Origin of the sequence: Moraxella nonliquefaciens (genome assembly GCF_001679005.1) — a bacterium.
Classification (GTDB): Bacteria; Pseudomonadota; Gammaproteobacteria; order Pseudomonadales; family Moraxellaceae; genus Moraxella; species Moraxella nonliquefaciens.
This window is the reverse complement of sequence record NZ_LXTW01000012.1, coordinates 326,847-351,440: the sequence shown is the minus strand read 5'-3', so window position 1 is coordinate 351,440 and position 24,594 is coordinate 326,847. Positions and strand designations below refer to the sequence as shown.

Annotated in this window: 19 protein-coding genes and 1 pseudogene; 3 read left to right on the top strand and 17 right to left on the bottom strand. The window is 44.4% G+C overall.

All coding sequences use genetic code 11. The features are described from left to right. Positions 1 to 23: 23 nt before the first annotated feature. From A7456_RS05860 to nuoC, 12 genes and pseudogenes are all read right to left on the bottom strand, one after another. The gene (locus tag A7456_RS05860) at positions 24 to 1,535 is read right to left on the bottom strand and encodes an NADH-quinone oxidoreductase subunit N (protein ID WP_067008508.1); all 1,512 of its coding nucleotides are present in this window, start codon (positions 1,533 to 1,535) and stop codon (positions 24 to 26) included. Next, positions 1,532 to 3,211, bottom strand: a complete 1,680-nt coding sequence (nuoM, locus tag A7456_RS05855; RefSeq protein WP_082995468.1) for an NADH-quinone oxidoreductase subunit M — start codon at positions 3,209 to 3,211, stop codon at positions 1,532 to 1,534. The genes A7456_RS05860 and nuoM overlap by 4 nt, the downstream gene beginning before the upstream one ends. A gap of 1 nt (position 3,212) precedes the next feature. Then, complete coding sequence (nuoL, locus tag A7456_RS05850) at positions 3,213 to 5,066, bottom strand: NADH-quinone oxidoreductase subunit L (RefSeq protein ID WP_067008505.1); 1,854 nt, start codon at positions 5,064 to 5,066, stop codon at positions 3,213 to 3,215. Between the two features lie 6 nt (positions 5,067 to 5,072). Then, a complete protein-coding gene (gene nuoK, locus A7456_RS05845; RefSeq protein WP_036331908.1) occupies positions 5,073 to 5,378 on the bottom strand; it encodes an NADH-quinone oxidoreductase subunit NuoK in 306 nt (101 codons plus the stop codon). Positions 5,379 to 5,433: 55 nt separating this feature from the next. Next, the gene (gene nuoJ / locus A7456_RS05840) at positions 5,434 to 6,066 is read right to left on the bottom strand and encodes an NADH-quinone oxidoreductase subunit J (RefSeq protein ID WP_064623671.1); all 633 of its coding nucleotides are present in this window, start codon (positions 6,064 to 6,066) and stop codon (positions 5,434 to 5,436) included. Next, the gene (gene nuoI, locus A7456_RS05835) at positions 6,063 to 6,611 is read right to left on the bottom strand and encodes an NADH-quinone oxidoreductase subunit NuoI (RefSeq protein WP_003659463.1); all 549 of its coding nucleotides are present in this window, start codon (positions 6,609 to 6,611) and stop codon (positions 6,063 to 6,065) included. Before nuoI ends, nuoJ begins: the two co-directional genes overlap by 4 nt. Then, positions 6,612 to 7,640: an NADH-quinone oxidoreductase subunit NuoH gene (gene nuoH, locus A7456_RS05830; RefSeq protein ID WP_082995467.1), complete on the bottom strand. Its 1,029-nt coding sequence runs from the start codon at positions 7,638 to 7,640 to the stop codon at positions 6,612 to 6,614. Beyond that, on the bottom strand, positions 7,641 to 10,742 hold the full coding sequence (nuoG, locus tag A7456_RS05825; RefSeq protein WP_067008502.1) for an NADH-quinone oxidoreductase subunit NuoG: 3,102 nt from the start codon (positions 10,740 to 10,742) through the stop codon (positions 7,641 to 7,643). 1 nt (position 10,743) lies between these two features. Then, positions 10,744 to 12,165: an NADH-quinone oxidoreductase subunit NuoF gene (gene nuoF / locus A7456_RS05820; protein ID WP_064641093.1), complete on the bottom strand. Its 1,422-nt coding sequence runs from the start codon at positions 12,163 to 12,165 to the stop codon at positions 10,744 to 10,746. Further along, a complete protein-coding gene (gene nuoE, locus A7456_RS05815) occupies positions 12,162 to 12,671 on the bottom strand; it encodes an NADH-quinone oxidoreductase subunit NuoE (protein ID WP_067008499.1) in 510 nt (169 codons plus the stop codon). Before nuoE ends, nuoF begins: the two co-directional genes overlap by 4 nt. Before the next feature lie 88 nt (positions 12,672 to 12,759). Further along, positions 12,760 to 13,526, bottom strand: a pseudogene (locus A7456_RS05810) (sulfite exporter TauE/SafE family protein). A 79-nt stretch (positions 13,527 to 13,605) separates the two neighbouring features. After that, complete coding sequence (gene nuoC / locus A7456_RS05805; protein ID WP_067008496.1) at positions 13,606 to 15,354, bottom strand: NADH-quinone oxidoreductase subunit C/D; 1,749 nt, start codon at positions 15,352 to 15,354, stop codon at positions 13,606 to 13,608. Between the two features lie 256 nt (positions 15,355 to 15,610). On the opposite strand from nuoC, the gene A7456_RS11905 reads away from it, so the two are divergent. From A7456_RS11905 to A7456_RS05795, 3 genes are read left to right on the top strand one after another with little or no spacing between them, the layout of a single operon-like run. Further along, on the top strand, positions 15,611 to 16,033 hold the full coding sequence (locus A7456_RS11905; RefSeq protein WP_197940312.1) for a diiron oxygenase: 423 nt from the start codon (positions 15,611 to 15,613) through the stop codon (positions 16,031 to 16,033). Beyond that, positions 15,928 to 16,497: a diiron oxygenase gene (locus A7456_RS05800; RefSeq protein WP_253850833.1), complete on the top strand. Its 570-nt coding sequence runs from the start codon at positions 15,928 to 15,930 to the stop codon at positions 16,495 to 16,497. Before A7456_RS11905 ends, A7456_RS05800 begins: the two co-directional genes overlap by 106 nt. Then, the gene (locus A7456_RS05795; RefSeq protein ID WP_066893406.1) at positions 16,497 to 17,261 is read left to right on the top strand and encodes a TSUP family transporter; all 765 of its coding nucleotides are present in this window, start codon (positions 16,497 to 16,499) and stop codon (positions 17,259 to 17,261) included. The genes A7456_RS05800 and A7456_RS05795 overlap by 1 nt, the downstream gene beginning before the upstream one ends. Here A7456_RS05795 and A7456_RS05790 read toward each other — a convergent pair. The 5 genes from A7456_RS05790 to purL form a co-directional block, all read right to left on the bottom strand. Further along, entirely contained in the window at positions 17,253 to 17,456 is a 204-nt protein-coding gene (locus tag A7456_RS05790) for a hypothetical protein (protein WP_067008493.1), read from the bottom strand. The two genes, A7456_RS05795 and A7456_RS05790, sit on opposite strands and share 9 nt — an antisense overlap. Before the next feature lie 75 nt (positions 17,457 to 17,531). Beyond that, a complete protein-coding gene (locus A7456_RS05785; RefSeq protein WP_067008657.1) occupies positions 17,532 to 18,464 on the bottom strand; it encodes a DMT family transporter in 933 nt (310 codons plus the stop codon). A gap of 198 nt (positions 18,465 to 18,662) precedes the next feature. Further along, positions 18,663 to 19,331, bottom strand: a complete 669-nt coding sequence (locus A7456_RS05780; protein WP_067008490.1) for a NuoB/complex I 20 kDa subunit family protein — start codon at positions 19,329 to 19,331, stop codon at positions 18,663 to 18,665. Between the two features lie 352 nt (positions 19,332 to 19,683). Beyond that, positions 19,684 to 20,292, bottom strand: a complete 609-nt coding sequence (ndhC, locus tag A7456_RS05775; RefSeq protein ID WP_067008487.1) for an NADH-quinone oxidoreductase subunit A — start codon at positions 20,290 to 20,292, stop codon at positions 19,684 to 19,686. Between the two features lie 231 nt (positions 20,293 to 20,523). Then, positions 20,524 to 24,450, bottom strand: a complete 3,927-nt coding sequence (gene purL / locus A7456_RS05770) for a phosphoribosylformylglycinamidine synthase (RefSeq protein ID WP_067008654.1) — start codon at positions 24,448 to 24,450, stop codon at positions 20,524 to 20,526. Positions 24,451 to 24,594 lie beyond the last annotated feature (144 nt).

Below are 24,594 nucleotides of genomic sequence, written 5' to 3'. Positions count from 1 at the left end.
CCCAACTAAGTGCTTGTTTTTATTTACCCCAAAATTGCCAAACTTGCCATTTTAAAGAGCGTGTTTGGCAAAATTCCCATCACAAAAATAAATGCCGTGATAAGAATCAGTACAAGCCCCCCTGCCTTAACACGCCAATCATTGGGTACATCAAAAGGCACGATGGTCATTGGGCGTTTGAACATGATAAGCAGCACTTTTAGATAATAATAAAGTCCGATGGCACTGCCCAAAACCACCATAAAGGCAAGTCCAAATCGCCCACCTTGAATGGCAGCGAACAGCACCTGCATTTTGGTGATAAATCCTGCGGTAAGTGGCATGCCTGCCATGGACAGAATCATCACCGTCAAAACCGCTGTCAGCACAGGTCTTCGCCAAAACAACCCTTGATAAACCGCCATGCTGTCCGCTTCATCTTCTATCTCTTGGGTTGCTCTATTGCGGTCGGTTTCACCGTACGCTCCTGTCATCAGCACAATCACCCCAAATGCCCCAACAGAGGATAAGGCATAGATAAGCATATACATACTGATTACACTGTCAGCATCTGCCGTTGCCCCTGTGGCGATGAGAGGAATCAGCACATAACCCATATGTGCCACAGATGAGAACGCAAGCAGGCGTTTTAGGTTGGTTTGAGTCAGAGCAAGCAAGTTCCCTGCCATGATAGACACCCCAACAATGGCAACCAATATCGCATCAATAGCTGATATGGCAGGAGTTGCACTTGTCAGCAAAAAACGCACGGTAAGGGCAACCACCGCCACCTTGCCCACGCTTGCCAAAAATGCCGTAACAGGGGCAGGAGAACCTTGATACACATCGCCTGCCCACGCATGAAATGGTGCAAGCGATAACTTAAAAGCAACCGCTGCCACCATCATGACCGCCCCAACCACAAACAAAGGCAGTATCCCAAAACCTGCCATCAAAGCCTCTCCAAGATGGGTAAAGCCAAGCTCACCTGTTGCTGCAAAAATCAGTGCCATACCCATGAGTAAAGTCGCCGAAGCAGTGGCCGATAAAATCAGGTATTTTAGCCCCGATTCTAAGGATTTTTGTTTTAGATAAGCAAAACTTAGCATGCCATACATGGGTACAGACAAAAGCTCTAATGAGACAAAAAAGGAGGCAAGGTGATGAGATGAGGTCATCAAAACCGCCCCAAGCGTGCTGATTAAAAGTAGCAAGTACAGCTCTTCTTTGTTGTTATTAAAACTTTGAAAATAGCGATACGATAACGTAACACACGCCAAAGCCGAAACGATGATGATAAGGCTATTAAACAAAGCAAAACCATCCACCAAAAACAGTCCCATGACATTGCCACCATTGACATAAGCAGGCAATACACCAAAAAACTGTAACAGCAACACCAGCAAAGCCCCATTTAACCCAAGAGCGGCTAAGCCAACAATCAGACCATGTAAGCGTTTGATGGCGATGGCAAGCATGACCAAAAGCACCGCCATGGCTAATATCATGGCAGGTAATAAGGGAAGCAAAGATGAAAACTTAATAGACAGGTTCATTCGTTAGCCCCCTGTTTGATATTAATAACCTCTGGCATAATGTCTGGCAAGATGGGTTTTTGATTGCCTTTGAGTTTTGCAATGGCACCATCCACATCTGAGTATCTGTTGGGCATTTTGGTGCTGATATGGTGCATTGCTTGCTTAGATTTGTCCAGAACAGGCTGTGGATATAGCCCAAGCCAAATAAGCCCTACCACAAGCACACCAAGCAAAGACAGCTCTCGCCTGCCCAAATCACGCAAAGGCTTGGCGGTATCGTCTTTTGCCTTATATAAGGCGTGCAAATGGGGCGTGGTGTTGTCGCCAAACAATGCCTTATGAATCAAAATCAGTGCATACAGCCCTGCCCACACAAAACTTACCGTCAGTAGCACACTGATGATGGGATATGCCTGAAATGACCCCATCAAAATCAAAATCTCGCCGATAAAGTTACCCGTACCAGGTATGCCCAACAATGCCGCACAAAAGAACATCATAAATGGAGCAAGGCGGCGAAACTGTCCCCACATACCACCCATGACCGTCATATCACGAGTGTGCAAACGCTCATAAATTTGACCTGCCATAATAAACAGTGCTGCACTTGATAAACCGTGAGCAAGCATTTGCACCATCAAACCTTGCAACGATACAAGTGTGCCAGCATAAATGGCAAGCACGACAAAACCCATATGCGACACACTGGTATAAGCGAGCAGTCGCTTGATATCGGTTTGGGCAAATGCCAAAAACGCCCCATAAAATACACCAATCATGCCCAAAGTTATCGCCACTGGTGCAAATTGTGCCGAGGCATTTGGAAATAATGGAATGACAAAACGCAACAAGCCAAATGCCGCCGTCTTAATCAAAATTCCCGCCAAATCTACCGAACCTGCCGTTGGTGCTTGGGCGTGGGCATCAGGCAACCAGCCATGCAAGGGAAATATTGGAAGCTTAACTGCAAAACCAATAAAAAAGCAAAGCATGATGGCATATTCCCAATCACCAAGACTGACCCCTAAGAGGTCATGATAATCAAAACTTAACATGCCTGTTTGGGCAAAACTGACAAGCACAAGCATGCTTATGCCAATGAACATAATAAGCCCAGATGCTTGGGTGTAAATAAAAAACTTTGTGGCAGCCGTGGATTTTGGTTTTAGGACATTGCCATTAGTATCACGCACATCATGCCCCCAAAGGGCAATCAAAAAGTAGATGGGCAGTAGCATCATCTCCCAAAAAAAGAAAAACAAAAACAAATCAATGGCCAAAAAGACACCAATGACACCACCTAAGGACCACAGCAGATTAAGATGAAAAAATCCCACACGGTGCTTAATCTCACCCCACGAACAACCCACCGCCATGATGCCCAAAAATGCCGTCAAAATAATCATGAGCAAAGACAAGCCGTCCATCGCCAAGGAAAATTTAATGCCAAAAACAGGCATCCAAGGCAATTTAAAGGTTGCCGCCCAAGGCAGGTTATCAGCATTGCCAGCATTTAACACCCCAAAGTCGCCTTTGGCATACAACATCAAAGACAGCACAAAGGTCAATGTCATGCCAAAGAGTGCTACCCATCTGGACAGCCGTGCGTTCTTTTTTTCAACCAACCAACACAAAAATCCTGCAATCAACGGGATTGCAATCAGACCTGGCAAAAGCCATGTTTGCTCTATCATCTTATACCACCATCATCATTGCTAGGACTAACACCACAGCAAGCCCCACACCAAAACTCACAACATGCGTGCCAAGTCGCCCTGTTTGGGTTTTTAACAGCAATTTATTGCTAAGTTTGACCCCAAAGGGCAGAACATACCATAATTTGTCCACCGGGTCGGATTTTAATACCTTTGCGATGCCCAAAAATGGTTTAACAAAAACAATGTCATACAACGCATCAAAGCCCAATCCATGATAACACCAATAGACACATGCTGTGCCAAAGGTAGAATTTGTCCATTTTGTCAAAATTTTGCCTTTGTTTATGACATATAAAAAGTAGGCAAATACCAAGCCACAGACAGTAAAGCCAACAGCGATAATCTCGGCGGTGTGCTTGCCGTCTGTAAGGGTACTACCCACGCTCACTGGCAAGACATTTGCCAAAGGTGGATGAATCCACGCCCCAATCCCTGTCGATAGCACCAGTAGCACCACCAAAGGCAAAGCGTAACTTATACCCTTTAAAGGCTCGCCATGCGTTTTTTGCTCTCCAAAGAACACAAGATAAATCAAACGAAAAGTATAAACAGCCGTTAAAAATGCCCCAAACACGCCCGCCCAAAACAGACCCATGTGTCCTGTGGCATAAGTCTCCCACAAAATCGCTTCTTTGGAATAAAAGCCAACCGTTACAAAAGGCAAGGCAACCAACGCCCCACCACCTGCCACAAATGACCAAAACACAAGGGGAATTTTATGACGCAGACCACCCATCTTAAAAATGTTTTGCTCGTGGTGTGTTGAGATAATCACCGCCCCACTGGCTAGGAATAGCAAGGCTTTAAAAAATGCGTGCGTCATCAAGTGAAAAATCGCCACCTGCCACGCTCCAACCCCTAAGGCAATGAACATATACCCTAATTGACTCATGGTTGAATACGCCAAAATACGCTTAATATCGGTTTGTGCCAACGCACAAAAACTTGCCACCAGCATGGATAATGCACCAACACCGCCCACCCAATACAGGAGCATCTGGGGGGTCAGCACAAATAAAGGGTGCATGCGGGCAATCAAATATACCCCTGCGGTTACCATGGTGGCTGCATGGATAAGAGCGGAAACAGGCGTAGGGCCTGCCATCGCATCTGCAAGCCAGGTATGCAGTGGAATTTGAGCTGACTTACCAAACGCGCCGCCGATAAGCATTGCCACGATGAGTAGTAGCATGGGGTCATTAACAGCAAACATGGCATCTGCTTTGGCATTGATGGCGGTCATATCAAGCGTACCAAATACAACAAACAGTAAAAACAGCCCAATCGCCAAAAACACATCGCCCACACGGGTTACAGTAAATGCCTTTATCGCCGCCCGCCCGTTGGCTCGGTTTTGATAATAAAAGCCAATTAACAAATATGAGCAAATGCCCACACCCTCCCAGCCCAAATACATGAGCAAAAGGTTATCAGCAAGCACAAGCATGAGCATGCTTGCCACAAATAAATTCAGATAACTAAAAAAACGGGCAAATCCTGCTTCATCTTTCATATACCAACTGGCAAACAGATGAATCAAAAAGCCCACGCCTGTAATCACGCCCATCATGGTAACAGACAATCCATCAAGATACAGCCCAAATTTGGGAGCAAAATCGCCCACCGACAGCCATGTCCAAAGTGGCACAGACATCGCCTGTTGCCCTTTTGTCAAAAACCCAAAAATACTGACAAAGGCACACACAGCCGACAGCCCCATCGCCCCCACCCCAATGATGGTAGCAGGTTTTTCGCCAATTCTGCCTTGCCCCATGGTCAATATCAAAAATCCAATTAAAGGGAAAATAAAGGTCAATGCTAACAAATTCATACCACCCTACCCCTTTAATTCACTGGCGTGATTGACATCAAGACTTCTAAAACGATGATAAAATTGCAAAAGCATGGCAAGCCCAATCGCCGCCTCTGCCGCTGCCAGCGTCAAAATAAACACAAACATAACCTGCCCATCTGCCTTGCCCCACATGTTACCCCCCACCACAAAGGCAAGAGCAGCTGAGTTCATCATAATCTCCAAACTCATGAGCATGAACAACACATTGCGTCTTGCCATGACGCCAGCCAGCCCAATAACAAACAAAATGGCAGCCAAAATCAGCCCATGATGAGCAGGCACGCCCATATCAGATGCCAATTTGGCGACTTCATGGGCAAAGGGGACATTTAGTGTATCCACATTATAATTTTGCATTGGCTCTCTCCTGTTGCTCTTTGTCTTGATTCGCCCATGTATTAGAGACGATGTCAGGGCATGTTTGGCTGTGGCTGATGTTTTCATCATCAAGTGCTTTTTTACCCAAATGATATGCCGCAACCAATGCCCCCAAAAGCAAAAATGCCGCCACCTCCACAAGCAACACATACCCTGTAAATAAGCGTATACCCACATCTTTGGCAGAGATGGTATCGCTTTGTAGCTGTATGGATTGGTCTGTACCATAGCCAATAAAACCAATCAGCACCGCCCCAACAATCATCATCAGACACACAGGCATCGCCCACGCATTGGCGGTAAGCCATGTTTTTTCTTCTGTGGTATCTGTGCCTAGATTTAGCATCATGATGACAAACACAAATAACACCAAAATCGCCCCAGCATAGACAATGATTTCAAGAATGCCTGCAAATGGAGCACCTAAGATAAAGAAAATACCCGCCACGGCCAATAATGATACAATCATGGATAAAATGGCATGCACAGCATTGGCGTGCGTTACCACCCTTAGGCTTGCCCAAATTGCCACCAGCGATAAGACATAAAAACCCACCACACTGCCATTTGCCAAAAACGCCTTTAACACATCAATCATGGCAACAAACTCCGCACATTAACAGGCTCTGCTTCACGCTCGTGCGACCCTTTGGGTTTATCGTCCGTTGCCATGCCTGTTACTCTATAATAGTTGTATTCTGGGTATTTACCCACACCACTGATGAGTAAATGTTCTTTTTCATACACCAGATTTTGGCGGTCATATTCACCAAGCTCAAAATCAGGGGTGAGCTGAATGGCGGTGGTTGGGCACGCCTCTTCACACATGCCACAAAACACACAGCGACTAAAATTGATGCGAAAAAACTCAGGATACCAACGCCCATCTTCTCGCTCTGCCTTTTGTAGGCTAATACAACCCACAGGGCAAGCCACCGCACACAAGTTACACGCCACACAGCGTTCATCGCCATCAGGGTCTCGGGTCAGCACAATGCGACCACGAAAACGGGGTGGTACAGGCACAGGCTGTTCAGGGTATAAAATCGTGTCTCTGGGTCTTAGGGCGTGGCTATTGACCATCCACATTGAACGCACAATGGTAAACATGCCCACTGCCGTATTTTTTAAAGTTGCAAACATTTAATTCACCATCAAAATCACAAAAGCAGTCGCCAAAAGGTTTAGCAGCGTTATGGGTAAGCACACTTTCCAGCCAAAATTCATCACCTGATCGTATCTGGGACGCATGAGTGAACCACGAATTAGCACAAACAAAGTCATAAAAAACAAGGTCTTAATCAAAAACCAAAACACAGGTGGCACAAAGGGCAAATCCAGATTAAATGGGGCAAGCCAACCCCCAAAAAACAAACAGGTCATGAGTGCTGAGATGACAACCACATTGACATATTCACCGATAAAAAACATGCCAAATTTCATGCCAGAGTATTCCACATGATAACCCTCTGCCAGTTCTTGTTCCGCCTCTGGTTGGTCAAAAGGGTGGCGGTGGGTAACTGCCACGCCTGCCACACAAAAGGTCAAAAACCCCAAAAATTGTGGAATGACATGCCAAACATCTGCCTGAGCCAAGACAATCTCACGCAAGTTAAATGACCCTGTCATCGCCACCACGCCCATGAGCGATAAGCCCAAAAAGACCTCATAGCTTATCGTCTGAGCCGCTGAACGCAGACCGCCAAGCAAAGCAAATTTATTGGCAGAAGCCCAGCCGCCAAACATCACCGCATACACCGCCAAACCTGCCATGGCAAAGAAAAATAAAATGCCAATGTTCCAATCTGCTGCCCCCAATGTGGGTGATAAGGGAATGATGGCAAAAGACGCCAAAGCACTAAACATGGCAATGGCAGGGGCTAGGGTAAATAGGCGTTTGTCGGCAAAGTTGGGTGTCCAGTCTTCTTTAAAAAAGATTTTGAGCATGTCCGCCACCAGTTGTAGCGAGCCTTGCCAGCCAACACGATTTGGGCCATAACGGTCTTGCCACAACGCCAACATACGCCGTTCATACACAATCATCAAGGCCGCTGTCACAACAAGCCCCAAAAAAATAATCAGCGTTTGGGCGGTCATAAAAACAAACGACCACCACTCAAACGACCAAGTGCCAAGCCATGACGGCACATCAGGAATCACACGAATACTCATTTATGCCCCCACTTCATTCATCGCAAACGGTGTGTTATTAAACCCTGCCTTTGGTGTAAAGATATTCTCACGCTTGATACTTGCCAATCTCTGCATGCTCCTTTGATGTTCAGGCACATAGACAGGCGTATCAGCTTCCGCCTTTTTGACAGTCGTTGGTATACCGAGCATAAGCGGTACAACGCCATCAGGATAACCAATACAGCCATCTGCCAAATAATCCACCACCTCCACAGGCAAGGTAATCTCTGCCCCATGCTGGGCAAGAGTTAATTTATCGCCCGCCTTAACCATCCAACGCTCTGCATCATCATGGTTTATCATCCACATGGCGGGCTTGATTTGGCTTGCTACCACAGGGCTACGGCTTATCATGCGTGAGCTTGCAAATAGATTATGCACAGGCACAACGACCGCACGACCATCAAAAATGCTTGTAGCAACATTCACATTATCAATATCAACACGCCCAAACACCATTTGCGTCTTTGGCAGTGTCTCAAACAGACGAATGCCCACATCGCCACCTTTTAATCGCCCACCAACTTTATTTTGGTATTTATTCCATGCTTGTGGGGAGTTCCAGCCTGCTGACCACGCAAAAGGGATGAGGCTTGGATTGGTCTTATCGCCCACATAACCCTCCATTGAAAAGGTCAAACCACTGTCTAAGTCCTTAGGTTGCATGGGTTCGTGGATAGAAATGGGCGAGCGTAACACCGTCCGCCCCGAATAACGGCGTGGTTCACGGGCAACTTTTAGCCCTGTAATGCGATAATCTGACTCTGGGGCAGCATCTTTGATTTGAGCAAGGTATGGATACTCTACAATCAGCTCATCAATGACATCATCAAGATGGTGCCAGATGGGTTCACCCATCTTGTTTGTCATGGCATTGTCAAGTGCATGTAGCCAACGCCAACTGTCTTTTAGCTCGCTGGTTGGTTCATAATATTTTTTATCATAGCTTGCAAAAAACCGCCCTGCTCGCCCCTCAGCAGAGACAAGCGTGCCATCACTTTCAGCAAATGATGCACTTGATAACACAAAATCAGCTTTATCATGCCATTCATAAGACTGATGGTCTAGTACGATGAGTGTTTTTTGTGTTAATTTGTCAAATTGGTTTGGGGTCAGATTTGACAAATCATGTTCTAACACGACCACCGCCTCAAACGCTTGTGCCAAAACCTCCTCCATCGCCTGCCCACCCAACAAATTCACACCCACGCTATTGGACTCTGGCATGGCAACATACACGCCTGTTTTATCAGCATACAGAGTATTTGTCTTTAATAGGCGAGATGACAGCTCTTTTTCAAAGTCATTGGGGTCTCGCTCTGTGGTGTGCGTACCGTCCGTTTTGGCATCTTTATCAGGGTCAATGAACTGACGAGCGACCTCATCACGGATTTTGGCGTTTTGCACTTCTACAAATTCACGCTCCACATGGGCGATTTTGGCACGCTTGGCGGTCAAGGTTTGGGCAATGTAGCCTGCGGCCTGAACGATTGCTTTTGATGTCAAACTTGTGCCTGTAACAACAAGCGGACGATTTGCCATAATCAAATCATAAGCGATATGATGCGCCAAAAATTGCATTGCCATGTCATCATCAATCACCAAATCCGTCTGTTTTTCTTTGGCAAAAATGGCGTTCTCACTTTTGCCAATCTCATCTAGCGTATCAGCATATGCCTTGATGACATCGCCCACCATAAAGCCCAATTTGGCAATGTCATCTGGTGTGGCAACAGCAGACACTTTGGCAATGTCGGATAGCTTAGTATCTGCCACACACGCCACATAAATCGGACTGTACGCACTTTGTCCGATACGCTTAACAGGTTCAGCAAGCCAATGCTCGGTTTTTAGGGCACTTGCCATTTGGCGGGATTTATTCTTAGCCGCTTGGCGTACTGACAAGGCAACACGGCTTGCCGTTTGGGTAATGTCCTCCCCCAAAATAAACACGCCATCTGCCGTCTCAATCTGTGCCAATGATGCCTGATGCACCGCTTCATGGCGTAATAATGCCACACCCAATTCCACCACATCTTTAACGGCCGCTCGCTCGCCTGTGCTAAAATTGTTTGCTCCAACCAGTCTTTTTAGGGCAAAATTACTCTCCAAACTGGCTCTGGCTGACCCAATGCCAATCACATTTTTACCTTTTAGCAAGTCCGCCACGCCATCCACAGCAAGCTCTGCACTGGTCTTGACAAATTGTCCATTCACATTTTTAAGAGGATGGGTTGGGCGGTCAGCACGATTGACATAACCATAACCAAAACGCCCACGGTCGCATAAAAAGTAGCCATTGACATCGTGATTATAGCGGTTCTCAATACGCCGAAGCTCGCCATAACGCTCGCCTGCTGAAATGTTACAGCCTGCCGAACAGCCATGGCAAATGCTTGGGGCATATTGCATGTCCCATTTACGATTGTAACGCTCAGAATGGGTTTTATCCGTAAACACCCCTGTGGGGCAAACTTCGGTTAAATTACCACTAAACTCACTGTCAAACTGCCCATCTTCTGGGCGACCAAAATAAACACGGTTATTAGACGCATACACGCCCAAATCATCACCACCTGCATAATCTTGATAAAATCGCACACAGCGATAGCAGGCGATACAGCGGTTCATTTCATGAGCGATAAAAGGCCCAAGCTCTTGATTGTGGTGAGTGCGTTTGGTAAAGCGGTAACGGCGACGATGATGACCTGACATATAAGTCATGTCTTGCAAATGACAATGACCACCCTCTTCACAAGTGGGGCAGTCATGGGGGTGATTGGTCATCAAATATTCCACAATGCTTTTGCGAAATGCCTTGGCTTCATCATCATCAACAGAGATATACATGTCATCACTGGGGGCAACCATACAGCTCATCACCAACCGCCCTTTGCCTGCTTGATAATCCTCGGCGTTATTATACTGTTTGACGGCACACTGACGACAAGAACCGACCGAACCTAGGGCTGGGTGATAACAAAAATACGGCACATCAATGCCAAGCGACAGGCAGGCTGAGAGCAGGTTATCCGAGCCGTCCACATCATAAGTTTTACCATCTATATGAATGACTGCCATGTTACACCCCCACCTTATTTTGTTGTGGTTTTGATTGGTTGTTTACTTTTTGCTCAAATTCATGACGGAAATATTTTAACGCACTCATGAGTGGCTCCATCGCCCCTGGGGCATGAGCGCAAAAGGTTTTGCCAATCCACAAATCTCGTGTCAGCTCGGATAGTTTGTCAATGTCGTCCGCTTGGGCCTGTCCGTTATCCATGGCATCAAGGATTTTAACGCCCCACGGTAAGCCATCACGGCAAGGGGTACACCAGCCACAACTTTCACGCTGAAAAAACTGTTGTAGATTTTTTGACAAACTCACCATGTCTTGGCTTTCGTCCACCACCATCATCAAGCAAGTACCCAAACGACTGCCCGCTTTCATGATGGGGTCAAAGTCCATCACCAAATCCAAATGCTCATCACTTGCGGTCAAAAAGTCGGTACTCGCTCCCCCCGGTAGCCATGCCTTTAAGCTAAGCCCCTCTTGCATGCCACCTGCCAGCTCTATTAACTCCCTTGCGGTATGACCAAAAGGCAACTCCCAAAGCCCTGCATCTTTGACACGCCCTGACACGCCCATGATTTTGGTGCCAGGGGTGGTGGATTTGCCCTTGGCTTTTGGCAAATTCAAATACCAATCCACCCCATTTAGCAAAATGGCAGGCATGTTGTTTAATGTCTCAACATTATTCACCACCGTTGGGCGACCCCACGCCCCTGAAACTTGGGGAAATGGCGGTTTGGTGCGTGGGTTGGCACGCCTGCCCTCCAAGCAATTAATGAGTGCCGTCTCTTCACCACAAATATACCGCCCCGCCCCTGTATGAACATGCAAAGTAAAGTTAAACTCCGTCCCCAAAATCCCATCACCCAGCAAGCGATTGGCGACACACTCGTTAATGGCGTTTTGTAAGCGCTTGGCAGCTAGGACATACTCGCCACGGATAAAGACATAGCCCACGCTCGCCCCAATGGCATAGGCACTGATGAGCATGCCCTCAATGAGCTGAAAAGGCAGACGCTCCATCAATAGGCGGTCTTTGAATGTGCCAGGTTCCATCTCATCGGCATTACAAATCAAATAACGCACGCCCCCATCAGGCGGGGTCATGAATGTCCATTTTAGCCCTGCGTTAAACCCTGCCCCACCACGCCCACGCACATTGGCGGTTTTTATCATCTCGCCGACTTCTTTGGGCGATTTGGATAGGGCGTTTTTTAAGCCAACAAAACCGTCCAGCTTTTCATAATCTGCCAGTGTCAGCAGTGCATCATGATGATACAGTCGCCATGTCAAAGGGTGCGTTTGTGATGTTGGTGCTTGACCGTCCGCCAGTCCCACGCCCCAGATTGGGGTTTTTTGGCGGTTAAGCTGGCTTGGGGCAAGTCCGTTTTTACGAGCGTCAATCTGTTCGCTGACATTTGGCTTATTCATACATATTGCTCCAATAATAGACCGACCTCGGACGGCAGCACAGGGCCATAAGTGTCTTCATCTATCAGCACACTTGCCCCTTTATCACAATTTCCCAAACAACAAATTGGCAACAGGGTAAACCTGCCATCAGCTGTGGTTTGCCCAAACTCAATGCCCAGCTGTGCCTTAAACTCAGCCAAAAGCGGTTCATAGCCTGTCAAATAGCAAGCAATGCTATCACAAACCAAAATCACATGTCGCCCAACAGGCAAGCGATAAATGCGATTAAAAAATGTCGCCACCCCCTCAACATCTGCCACACTGATGCCAAGCATGTTGGCAATGGCAGCCACTTGGGCATCATTGACCCAGCCGTTACGCTTTTGCACAAGTTTCAAAGCATCAAGCACCGCCGCACGGGGCTGTGGGTAGTGATGAATGTGATGATGAATGCCGTCAATTTCTTGGGGCATTAAAATGGCGTGAATGTCCACTTTGGGGGTTTTGTCGGTAACAATTTTCATGGTAACCTTTTGTATTTAAAATTCTAAAACATTGTGTCAATGATTTAATAACAATATTTAATAATAAGTTAAGGCATTTAATAATGACTTAAAGTTTAATTAAACCTGAATGCCCAATTTTTAGAGCCAATACCAATAAAACAATAAAAATTAACATTTTAAAAAAATTTGGGCTAATCTTAGCTCTTAACCAAATGCCAGCATACAATCCAATAATAGACAATACGGACAGTAAAAATATTAAACCGTATTCACTCTTATTTAATAACCAATACTGGTCTTTTAGCATATATATTTGAACAATTTTCGCCAAAAGATAGCACAGGTTGCTTGCTTTTGCGATGCGGTTTTTATCCTCTGTTTCACTCAGCAAAAATATTAACAATATGGGGGACATGGTATTGGTTGAACCGCCAATAACGCCTGCCAAAAACCCAAACAGAACCATATTTTTATTATTGGCAACCACTTGAATATTTTTTGCTTTTGCACATACATTTAAAATGCCATTGACAGAATAATACAATGTAATGATTGCCATCAGTAAAAACAGCCAAGACACTGGAAGTATCAAAAGCAGCTTTACCCCCAAATGCTGCCAACGACGCTACCAATAGCAAGCAATTTATAGGTTTTTAAATAATAAACAATCTCTTGGTAAAAACCCTTTTTGTTATTGCTACATAGAACCAACAAGCTCATTAACAGGCTTGGTAATGCCACCAAGGCAACAACCTTAGACAATGGCATGATAAAAGCCAATGCGGTTGTACCGAGCATCGGAAACCCCATGCCTGTAATTCCGTGCAGTATGGCGGCAGCAATAAAAACAATAGATTGTATTATTTCTTGCATGACCGTCCTTTATAAATGCCTATTTTGATAACTCTTAGAGCAATTTTTAAATCGCCATCAATCTTTGGCGAAAAGGCAGTTACCTATCACAATCTGCCATCACAATATCAATGCTTGCCAAATAAATAATCGCATCAGACACCAAAGAGCCGTTAATCACGCTGGGCATCTGCTGCAAATGGGCAAAGGTTGGCGTGCGAATGCGTGTGCGATAGCTCATGGTGGATTTATCGGATATGACATAATAGCTGTTAAGCCCCTTAACGCCTTCTACCATACACGCTGACTCCCCTGCTGGCATGACAGGCCCCCATGATACTGATACAAAATGGTTAATCAGCGTTTCAATATCTTTTAGAGTTTTATCTTTTGGCGGTGGCACAGCCAGTGGATGGTCAGCCTTATATGCCCCAGATGGCATGTTATTTAGGCATTGTTCAATGATGCGTAAACTTTGGCGAATCTCTTCAATTTTAACCAAACAGCGGTCATAGGCATCACCGTTATAAAACACAGGAATTTCAAAGTCAAAATTCTCATAACCCAAATACGGTCTCGCTTTACGCAAATCAAACTCAATGCCCGTCGCCCTTAGTCCTGCCCCTGTTACGCCCCACGCCAGAGCATGTTTGGCATCATATTGGGCGACATTTTGCGTGCGTCCTTTTAGCACACTATTGGTCATGGTTGCCTTGACATATTCATCAAGGCGTTTTGGCATCCAGTCCAAAAACTCACGCACCAACCGCTGCCAGCCATTGGGTAAATCATGTGCCGTACCGCCTATCCGAAACCACGCAGGGTGCATGCGATAGCCTGTTACCGCTTCTATGACATCATACGCCTTTTGACGGTCAGCAAACATATAAAACACAGGGGTCATGCCACCAGCGTCTTGAATAAATGTGCCCCAATAGAGCAGGTTATTGGTAATCCTAAAAAACTCACTCATCATGATGCGAATGACATTGGCACGCTCAGGGGTGCTGATGCCTGCCAGTTTCTCCACCGCCATGATATAAGGCAACTCATTCATCACCCCACCCAAATAATCAATGCGGTCGGTATAAGGAATGAATGAATGCCAAGTCTGACGCTCCGCCATCTTCTCCGCCCCACGGTGGTGATAGCCAATGTCAGGGATACAATCCACAATCTCCTCACCATCAAGCTGCAACACCAAACGAAACGCCCCATGAGCAGATGGGTGGTTTGGCCCGATGTTTAAAAACATAAAATCCTCATCACGCCCAGAGCGTTTCATGCCCCACTCTTCTGGCACAAAGCGTAAGTTCTCTTGCTCAAACTCTTGTTTGGCGGTGTTCAAAAAATAGGGCGTAAATTCGGTGGCTCGTGCGTGATATTCTTTGCGTAATGGGTGTCCCTCCCAATATTTGGGCAATAAAATGCGTGTCAGATGCGGATGCCCATCAAACACCACCCCAAACATGTCCCACACCTCACGCTCATACCAGTTGGCATTGGGATAAATCTTGGTCGCAGATGGGACATGCTCACCTTCTTTTAAAGCAACCTTAATGCGAATGTCTGAATTTCGCTCCAAGCTCATCAGATGATAAAACACCGTAAAATCACTGTCAGGCAAGCCATGGCGGTACTGACGCAAACGCTCATCAATGGCGGACAAATCCACAAGCATGACAAAGGGCTTGGGCAATGTGCGTAAAAACAGCAAAACATCAAGCAACTGTTCAGCGGTTACCCAAATGGTTGGTATGGTGTCTGCCGTTTCTTGGATAACAAGATTTTCAAACTTAGCGTTTAACTGATTTAAAATATCAAAATCGTGAATGTGGTGAATGCTCATAATGCCAACTTTTTATAATATGTTTGTTAAATTGGTCGCTTGCGTGGGGCTTGCAGTCTCCAAACACTTTAACTAAATGGCAAATTATAACGCAAAATCGCTTTTTTTACAGCATATTTATGATAGATTACGAGAAAAATTGAATGATAAACCATTGTGAGATATAAATTTATTTTATAATTGATGGCTACATCTTGACAATAAATACTTTATTTGATATAAAATTGAGGAATTCCTTAGGTTAAGGATGTACCCGATGAAAACCGTAGCAGATATGCAAACTATCTTGAAAAAACTATCAAAATACTGGCAACAGAATGCAACTGTACATACTTTTGATGGTGATTATGATGATATTGAATTCTTTGCCGATAAAAAAGACTTTGCTGAATGTCTATTGCCTTTTGCCAACCATGATGCTTGGCTAAATGCACCACAACCCAAAAAAGATGCTTGCTTGTCTTATGCTTGGATTCTGTATAACATGAAAACAGTCTATATAGAATGTGATGTTGTTACGCCAGCATGCGAGAATATCTTAAAATACCCCCTAATACAGAAAATTTGGCAGATGTGCAAAAAGTCATCGCCAAAGCATTGCTTGATGAAGCATTGCACACCAAGATGTCTATTGGTGCGTGCAACTATATTTACCAAAAACGAAATTTACCTCACTTAGGCGAGAATAATTTTTACCTTTCACAATGGCTAAACGAGACACTAAATAAACAACTTGACGAAAAAAATAGAAGGTTGGTGCAATTTGCAGTGGCGTGTGCTAGTGAAACACTAATTACTGACTATCTAGACATTCTGTCCAAGGATAACACCATTCAAAATATCTGCTATGAAGTTACCAAGAGACACGCCCTTGATGAGCGTAGTCATTCTGGTGTATTTAGCCATGTCGCCTTGGAAGTGCTAAAAAATGAAAGCAAAGAAACTAGAACGCTATTCATTAATACTCTAAAATCTACCGTACCTTTATTTGCACATACTGAAATGAAAGAATGGGAAAAAATCTTTGGAATACTTAACTTTCCTAATTATCAAGAAATATTAAGAGACACGGATACATTAAAAAATATTGGTATTTATGATAACTCAGTCAATAAACTGTTACTAAGATTGGGAGCAATGTGATGGAATTACTTGGTTTTAGCATAGATATTGTTGTCTTTTTATTAATAGGTTCTTGTATTGCAGGCTTTATTGATGCGATTTGTGGGGGTGGCGGTCTTATTTCTATTCCTGTATTATTAACCGCAGGATTTAGCCCCGCACAGGCGATTGCCGCCAATAAGTTACAAGGAACAGTAGGAGCAATTGCCTCCACCCAATATTATTTAAACAAAGGTGTATTAGATAAAAAATTACTCATTGCTTTATTGCCTCCTGCTATAATTGGCGGTGCAATCGGGACTGCCACTTTATCTTTGTTACCTAGTACACTCCTTGAAAAAATTCTCCCTTTTTTGTTAATTGCAATGGCTTTATATTTTTATTTCTCCAAGAATTTGTCAGATACCACAAAGAAAGCAAAGATGGGTGTATTTCTGTTTTCTTGGACAATTATCCCTGTTATTGCTTTTTATGACGGATTTTTTGGAGCAGGTGCAGGTACTTTTTACCTACTTGCAGTAACTTCTTTACTAGGTTTTGCCGCTACCAAAGCAATGGCATATTCAAGAGTACTTAACCTAGCCAGCAACCTAATTTCCTTGCTTGTCTTTATTTATTTAGGCAAGATGGCGTGGATGGCAGGTATTTTAATGGCAATTGGCGAAACAATTGGAGTATATCTAGGTAGTCATTTAGTTGTAAAAAATGGTGCAAAACTTATGCGTCCTTTGGTGGTTATTGCCTGCGTGCTAATGGCAATTAAATTACTATGGTCATCATCTTGATTTCAAGACAAATAAATCCACAAGCATGACAAAGGGCTTGGGCAATGTGCGTAAAAACAGCAAAACATCAAGCAGCTTATCACAAGCCACCCAAATGGTTGGAATGCTGTCTGCCGTTTCTTGGACGAGAAGATTTGTAAACTTAGCGTTTAACTGATTTAAAACATCAAAATCGTGAATGTGGTGAATGCTCATAATGCCAACTTTTTATATTTGCGTTTGTTCATTTATCAAACCTGATAAACCTGATATTTGCCTTTACCAATGAATTTATTTGCTCATTTGTTTTCCTATTTGGGATAATAAACCTTGGTGCATTTGGTTAATCAGAACAATGCCCATGACAATAAAAATTGCCCCAACAAAAAACTGATGGGTTGGTAATTCATGTAAAAATACCCAAGCCATCACAACCGCAAAAATAGGCTCAGATAATTCAGTTACCTGCACTTTTGCCGCTGTCAAATAATTTAAAGCCTTAGTTGTACAATAAAATCCCAATATGGTAGGCAATAGAGCCAATGCCAATACATTCATCACAATCAAAGCATTCCAATCAATATGATGTCTGTTATTTAAATAGGGAAAAAACAAATACACACCACCAAACATCATAAATAATCTTGTTAAATAAATCCCACCATTTAACGAGAATTTTTTTACCAACACTGAAAACACGCCATAGCCACTACCTGCAATGATTGCATTTAGCAACATGGTTAAATTACTGCCACCAGACCAAGATATCAAGAATATTCCAACAATCGCCAACAATGTCCCCAAAATAGCAGTAATTGTTAATTTCTCATTTAATAACATTCTTCCAAATAACAACGCAAAAACAGAAGCAGAAGCCATTAAAACAACCACAACATTTGATGCAAAACCGTATTGATAAGCGGTTGTTTCAAAGAAAAATAGCACAAAAATACCTAAAAATGCACAGATGGCTATTTTGGTCAGTAGATTTAACCAATTTAAATCTGATGTTATTTCAGCATTGACAATCTCTTTTTTTTGTACCGATAATGGTTTGTTAATTAAAATCAAACTTAATATCACAAAAGCACAAACCGTCTTAAAAAAAGCAATGTCTTGTGGAATTAAGCCATTTTGCAGCAAAACCTTACTAAATATCCCAATGGACGCATTAAGAGCAGCAGCTGATAATGCCAATAAAACCCCCAGCATGATTTTAGACATATTCCCTTCTCCATAATTGTTGCCACATAGAGGGGTTTTTATTACCAGAAACAAAAATTCCACCAAATCTTTCATTTATGAAGCGATACTCATCATCTTGCATTAAAATATGATGAGCTTTTTTTAAGTTCCAAAATAAAATGGTAGGAAATAAATGATGAATAAGGTGCATGAGAAATTTTATCTATAAAATAAAACTCACTCCACCCCATCAGGACTTCTTAAATTTTTCACCGCAATGCGGTCAGCTTGTTTTCTATCTCGCTCTGGCATCATCATCGGCTGATACACCCCTTGGTCAAGATGAATGCCCAGCGGACGGCGTTCTTTTTGAATGCTCTCTTGTAATAGCATGATGGCTTGAATGAGTGCTTCGGGGCGTGGCGGACACCCCGGAACATACACATCCACAGGCAAGATTTTATCCACCCCCTGCACCACCGAATAAATGTCGTACATGCCGCCAGAATTGGCACACGCCCCCATGGAGATGACCCACTTGGGTTCTAGCATTTGTTCATACAGCCTGAGTATCACAGGTGCCATTTTGACAAAACAAGTCCCCGCCACAATCATCACATCAGCTTGGCGAGGGGAGGCACGAATGACCTCCGCCCCAAAACGAGACAAATCATGCACGCCTGTCAAGGTCGTGGCGTACTCCACATAACAACAGCTTGTGCCAAAGTTAAAGGGCCATAAGGAGTTTTTGCGACCCCAGTTGGCAAGGTTGTGCGTCAAATCGGACAATCTGCCCAAAAAAACATTTTTATCCACCTCGGCTTGGGTGATATCATCAATGATTTCACGGCTTTGTTGTGGGTATTGCTTGGTATGTTGGTTTGGTTTGGTGAGCGTATATTTCATCGTCTTAATCTTGCTGGTTAATAAACTGGCGTTATTTTAGATTTGGTTTTTGATTTATCCAAATGACTGTTTTAGGATTGCAAATCAGATTTTACCCTTGATTTATCATTGCCATCTGCTCCATTGTCTTAATGATCAGAATTGTTTTTTATTTTCTTGATACCAAAAATTAAACAAATAATCACCCCACCCATAAATGCAAAATTATTAGAAACAATCGCTGCCATCACAAAACTCATGGCAAGCATGGCAAATGTCCAATCAATTTTATACCCTTTTATTATCATGAGCCTTCCTTATCACTTAAAAATCACCCATACCAACAAACACTGTCAATCAATTGGCGGTGCTATTATGAGTTAAAATCTTGGGTGGTTACCCGACCTGTGGTATTAATGTGGTCAATGTTTGCCATTTGTTCGCTGTCCTTGTCAAGCACCGCTTGTAAGCCTTTACGCCCTGCAAAAATCCGCCCTGATGACTGGGCAGGGACTTTTCCTGTGGGGTCGGTATGCAGTTCATCAATGCCATGAAAAGCGGTAATGGCGGTCAAATCAAAGTCGGCAGGACGGCTTAGGATGCGTTTTTTCTTAATGCGTTTATCGGCAGGCGCCCAGTTCATCGCACCAAGGTGCATCTCATAGACAAGCCCCACAAATAAAATGGCAATAAAGACAAAAGCACTGGCAAACCCCACCCAACCCACTTCACGCACACTCACTGCATAGGCATACAAGTACAAGGCCTCTAAGTCAAATATCACAAAGAAAATCGCCACAAGGTAAAATTTGGCAGACAAACGAATACGTGCTGAACCTACTGAAACCACGCCTGCTTCAAAGTTTTCTTGTTTTTGAGAACCGCTTGAACGCCCACCCAATAGGCGTGGCACGACAAGCATAAAGACGACAAGCCCTAAACTGGCAAGTAAATAGACAATGGCTGACCATTCGGCTAGCATAATCACCTCATGTGATTTTATAAAAATAGACTATATAAAGCATCGGTAGAATTCTGCCAGTCCTGACAGATTGACCCTTGCAATTATAGCATATTTCACAAAATTATTTAAATAAAAAATAACCGTACCAGTCATGTCAATCATTGGATGGGTTTTGGTGCTTTTGATAAAAACACCGCCAACTTTTTGACGGTGTTACGTTCTATCTTATTTGTTGTGTCTGATAAATCATCAACGCAAAAACGCACGGGCGTTACGAAACAGTCGCATCCACGCCCCATCTTTGTCCCACTCATTTGGTCTCCATGAGTGATTGACCGCACGTAATGTCCGCTCTGGATGTGGCATCATTAAGGTAACACGTCCATCATTGCTACAAATGCCTGTAATGCCTTGGGGTGAACCGTTGGGATTTAGTGGATAATGTTCAGTAGCCCTCCCTTGACTGTCCACGTAACGCAAGGCGATTTGACCGCTATTTTCCAGCTCAAAAATCGCCTTATCATCAAGGTTGGCAAAACCCTCACCATGTGCCACTGCAATCGGTAAGATACTCTCTTGCATGCCCTTTAACAGCACGGATTTGGTACGCTCTACACGCACATTGACCGTACGAGCTTCAAAGCGAGCTGAGACATTGGTGCTAAACCGTGGAAAATGCTCTGCACCCACCATCAGCTCTTTTAACTGGCTCATCATCTGACAGCCGTTACATACCCCCAAAGCAAAGGTTTCAGGACGATGAAAGAATCTGGCGAACATCATTGACAGCTCTTTGTGGTGTAAAATACTGCTTGCCCAGCCTGAACCTGCTCCAAGCACATCGCCATAACTAAATCCACCACAAGCCACCAACCCATCAACATCACGCAAATTGACACGTCCGCTCATCAAATCACTCATATGCACATCAATGGCATCAAAGCCTGCCAGTTTAAAACCCGCCGCCATCTCCAAATGCCCATTAACGCCCTGTTCACGTAAAATGGCAACTTTGGGGTAACTGGTGCGATTATTCACATATGGGGCTTCTATGGCTTGATTTAGGTCGTAATTTGCCTGTGCAATCAGTCCATGATGGTCAATGTCATTGATGAGTGCAAACTCTTGGTTGGCACAGGCAGGATTATCACGAATACAAGCGATGGCATGACTGACTTTTGTCCACTCATTTTGTAGGTCGCTACGCATGAACTCCAAATTCATACTGGCTGTCTGTATGCTTAGAATGTCTTGGTCAGCACCGCCAGCAGGAGTGGCAAAGACTTCTCCGATGTCACAAACCATCTGTGATACACCCATACTTTGAGCCAGCTCCTCAAAATCAAAGACGTATTCAGGCAACACCTGCACCACCGCCCCAAGCTCCTCAGCAAATAACTGCCCTAAGAGATTATCATCATCTAAGGACAGATTGATGGCAACACGAGCGGTAAACTGCATCTCCGCCACCGTCGCAATCAAGCCGCCATCTGAGATGTCATGATACGCACTGATAAAGCCCTGATTATTGGCAGTTTGGATGAATTCAAAGAACCGTTTCAAATCATCTGCACTGTCCACATCAGGACAATCATCACCGAGTTGACCAAGTGTCTGGGCAAGGATAGAACCGCCCAAACGGTACTGCCCTTTTGATAAATCAATGCGATACAAACGACTGTCGGTATTGGTCAGTTCAGGCGTTAGGGTTTTATTAATGTCTTGAACAGGGGCAAAGCCTGTGATGATAAGACTCATGGGCGATACCACTGCCTTATCCATGCCATCATCTTGCCAGCCTGCACGCATGGACAAGCTGTCTTTGCCCACAGGGATGGCAATGCCCAAAACAGGGCACAGCTCCTCGCCCAGTGTCTGCACCGCATCATAAAGTGCCACATCCTCACCATCATCACCACAGGCTGCCATCCAGTTGGCAGATAAGGTAATCTTTGAGATATCAGCAATGTTTGCACCAGCTAAGTTAGTAATCGTCTCACCCAGTGCCAGACGTGCTGATGCTTTGGGGCTGATGAGTGCCACAGGCGTGCGTTCGCCCATCGCCATCGCTTCACCTGTATCGGCAAGCAATCCTGTCATCGTTACCGCACAGTCCGCCACAGGAATCTGATAACGCCCTACATACTGTTCACGCACCACCATGCCTGTAATAGAGCGGTCGCCAATACTAATCAAAAATGATTTGCTTGCCACGGTAGGGTGTCTTAGCACATCACGAACGAAACCTGCAATGTCTGATTGTTGAATGTTTAACGCTGTTAATTTAGGATGCAGGCGACGCACCGAACGCTTCATCTTAGGCATGCCACCTAATAGCACTTGCATGGGCATATCCACAGGTTGCTCTGGCAGCAGCTCATCATTGACTTTAAGCTGACGCACATCAGTTGCCACACCCAGTATGGCAAAAGGACAACGTTCACGTTCACAAATTTGGGTAAATCGCTCTTCATCTTTTGGGTTAATGGCAAGCACGTAGCGTTCTTGGGCTTCGTTTGACCAAATTGCCATGGGCGACATACCACGTTCTAATGATGGTACTTTTCTAAGCTCCAACACCGCCCCAAGCTCATGGTCATGAACAAGCTCTGGCATGGCATTAGACAGACCACCTGCCCCAACATCGTGGATGGAGACGATGGGATTGTGTTCTGCTCCCATCGCCCAGCAAGCATCAATCACCTCTTGACAGCGACGTTCCATCTCTGCATTATCACGCTGAACACTGGCAAAATCCAACCCCTCATCCAAACTGCCACCATCAACCGAGCTTGCTGCTCCACCGCCCAATCCAATTTGCATGGCAGGCCCACCAAGTACAATGAGCAAATCGCCCTGTTTGATGGGATTTTTTTGCACCAAATCACGCTTGATGTTGCCATAACCACCAGCAATCATGATCGGCTTATGATAACCACGCATTTGACTGCCATCTTGCATGGCACTGGTGTCAAGCTCAAAACTTCTAAAATAACCTGTCAAATTAGGACGACCAAACTCATTATTAAATGCTGCACTGCCAAGCGGTGCGTGAGTCATAATTTCAAGGGCGGATGCCATACGTGCAGGCTTACCGTATGCTTTGGTATTTTTTTCCCATTTTTCAGGCATGTTTGGCAGATGCAAATGAGATACGCTAAACCCTGTCAAACCCGCTTTTGGCTTACCACCACGTCCTGTCGCTCCCTCATCTCGTATCTCACCGCCTGAACCTGTTGCCGCTCCTGCATATGGGGCGATGGCGGTTGGATGGTTGTGCGTTTCAACTTTCATCAAGATATCAACAGGCTCTTTGTGAAAGCCATATTCATGCAAGCGGTCATCATTTTTGTTCACATAAAAACGTTCAGCAATGAAGCCCTCCATGACCGCTGCGTTGTCTTTATAAGCCGATAAAATCCCCTCAGGCGATGACTCATGGGTATTTTTAATCATCTTAAATAATGATTTGTCTTGTTTTTTGCCGTCAATTGTCCATTGGGCGTTAAAAATCTTATGGCGACAATGTTCGCTGTTGGCTTGGGCGAACATCATAAGCTCCACGTCAGTAGGATTTCTGGCTAAGATATTAAAATGCTTGACCAAATAATCCATGTCTTCATCAGATAATGCAAAACCAAACTCACCATTTGCCTGTACCAGTGCCGAACGCCCCTGCCCCATGATATCAATATGCGTTAGGTGTTTGGGCTTATCATCAGCAAAGAGTGCTTTGAGTGCTGATAAATCATGGCTTAGGCTTTGGGTCATGCGGTCGTGTAGGATATTTTGGGCAACCTGTGGCAGTTTGCGTGGCAGTTCACCATCGCCTATTAGCGTAAATAACACAACACGCTCCACACGTTCAATATTTATCCCACAGTTTGTAAAAATGTCAGTCGCTTTGGATGCCCATGGACTGATCGTACCAAAACGTGGAGACACCACCACTTGACATTCACCATCACCGGCTTTATCTTCATCAAACGCTAAGCCATCATTTAATAAACTGAGTGCTTTTTGGTGTTCATCATGGGTTAAGTAGCTGGCAAAAACATAAATCTGCTGTGATTTGATGGCACGGATGGATAAATCGGTCTTGGTGTTTAGCTCTTTGATGAGAGCGTCTGTCTGAAACTGGGTTAAAAACGGCTTTCCAGCGATGGTCATCATGATGGTCGCTCCCCACAATGTGATAAGATAAAATGAATAAATAAGATAAAAGCAATAAGCAATCTTGGATAAGATATTTTAACAGATTTTATCCCAGTTATGTCAATGCTTTGCTTGATATTTTTAAAAATTGTTAAAGACATGCTG

What these genes read in the sequence shown, in the direction of transcription:
- nuoH (WP_082995467.1), bottom strand. Translation starts at nt 7,640, where the DNA reads ATGAGTATTCGTGTGATTCCTGATGTGCCGTCATGGCTTGGCACTTGG.
- nuoI (WP_003659463.1), bottom strand. Translation starts at nt 6,611, where the DNA reads ATGTTTGCAACTTTAAAAAATACGGCAGTGGGCATGTTTACCATTGTG.
- nuoK (WP_036331908.1), bottom strand. Translation starts at nt 5,378, where the DNA reads ATGGGCGTGCCTGCTCATCATGGGCTGATTTTGGCTGCCATTTTGTTT.
- A7456_RS05790 (WP_067008493.1), bottom strand. Translation starts at nt 17,456, where the DNA reads ATGAGCATTCACCACATTCACGATTTTGATGTTTTAAATCAGTTAAAC.
- A7456_RS05785 (WP_067008657.1), bottom strand. Translation starts at nt 18,464, where the DNA reads ATGTCTAAAATCATGCTGGGGGTTTTATTGGCATTATCAGCTGCTGCT.
- A7456_RS05780 (WP_067008490.1), bottom strand. Translation starts at nt 19,331, where the DNA reads ATGAAATATACGCTCACCAAACCAAACCAACATACCAAGCAATACCCA.
- nuoC (WP_067008496.1), bottom strand. Translation starts at nt 15,354, where the DNA reads ATGAGCATTCACCACATTCACGATTTTGATATTTTAAATCAGTTAAAC.
- nuoL (WP_067008505.1), bottom strand. Translation starts at nt 5,066, where the DNA reads ATGAATTTGTTAGCATTGACCTTTATTTTCCCTTTAATTGGATTTTTG.
- A7456_RS05795 (WP_066893406.1), top strand. Translation starts at nt 16,497, where the DNA reads ATGGAATTACTTGGTTTTAGCATAGATATTGTTGTCTTTTTATTAATA.
- nuoG (WP_067008502.1), bottom strand. Translation starts at nt 10,742, where the DNA reads ATGGCAGTCATTCATATAGATGGTAAAACTTATGATGTGGACGGCTCG.
- A7456_RS05860 (WP_067008508.1), bottom strand. Translation starts at nt 1,535, where the DNA reads ATGAACCTGTCTATTAAGTTTTCATCTTTGCTTCCCTTATTACCTGCC.
- nuoJ (WP_064623671.1), bottom strand. Translation starts at nt 6,066, where the DNA reads ATGATTGATGTGTTAAAGGCGTTTTTGGCAAATGGCAGTGTGGTGGGT.
- ndhC (WP_067008487.1), bottom strand. Translation starts at nt 20,292, where the DNA reads ATGCTAGCCGAATGGTCAGCCATTGTCTATTTACTTGCCAGTTTAGGG.
- nuoE (WP_067008499.1), bottom strand. Translation starts at nt 12,671, where the DNA reads ATGAAAATTGTTACCGACAAAACCCCCAAAGTGGACATTCACGCCATT.
- nuoF (WP_064641093.1), bottom strand. Translation starts at nt 12,165, where the DNA reads ATGAATAAGCCAAATGTCAGCGAACAGATTGACGCTCGTAAAAACGGA.
- A7456_RS11905 (WP_197940312.1), top strand. Translation starts at nt 15,611, where the DNA reads ATGAAAACCGTAGCAGATATGCAAACTATCTTGAAAAAACTATCAAAA.
- nuoM (WP_082995468.1), bottom strand. Translation starts at nt 3,211, where the DNA reads ATGATAGAGCAAACATGGCTTTTGCCAGGTCTGATTGCAATCCCGTTG.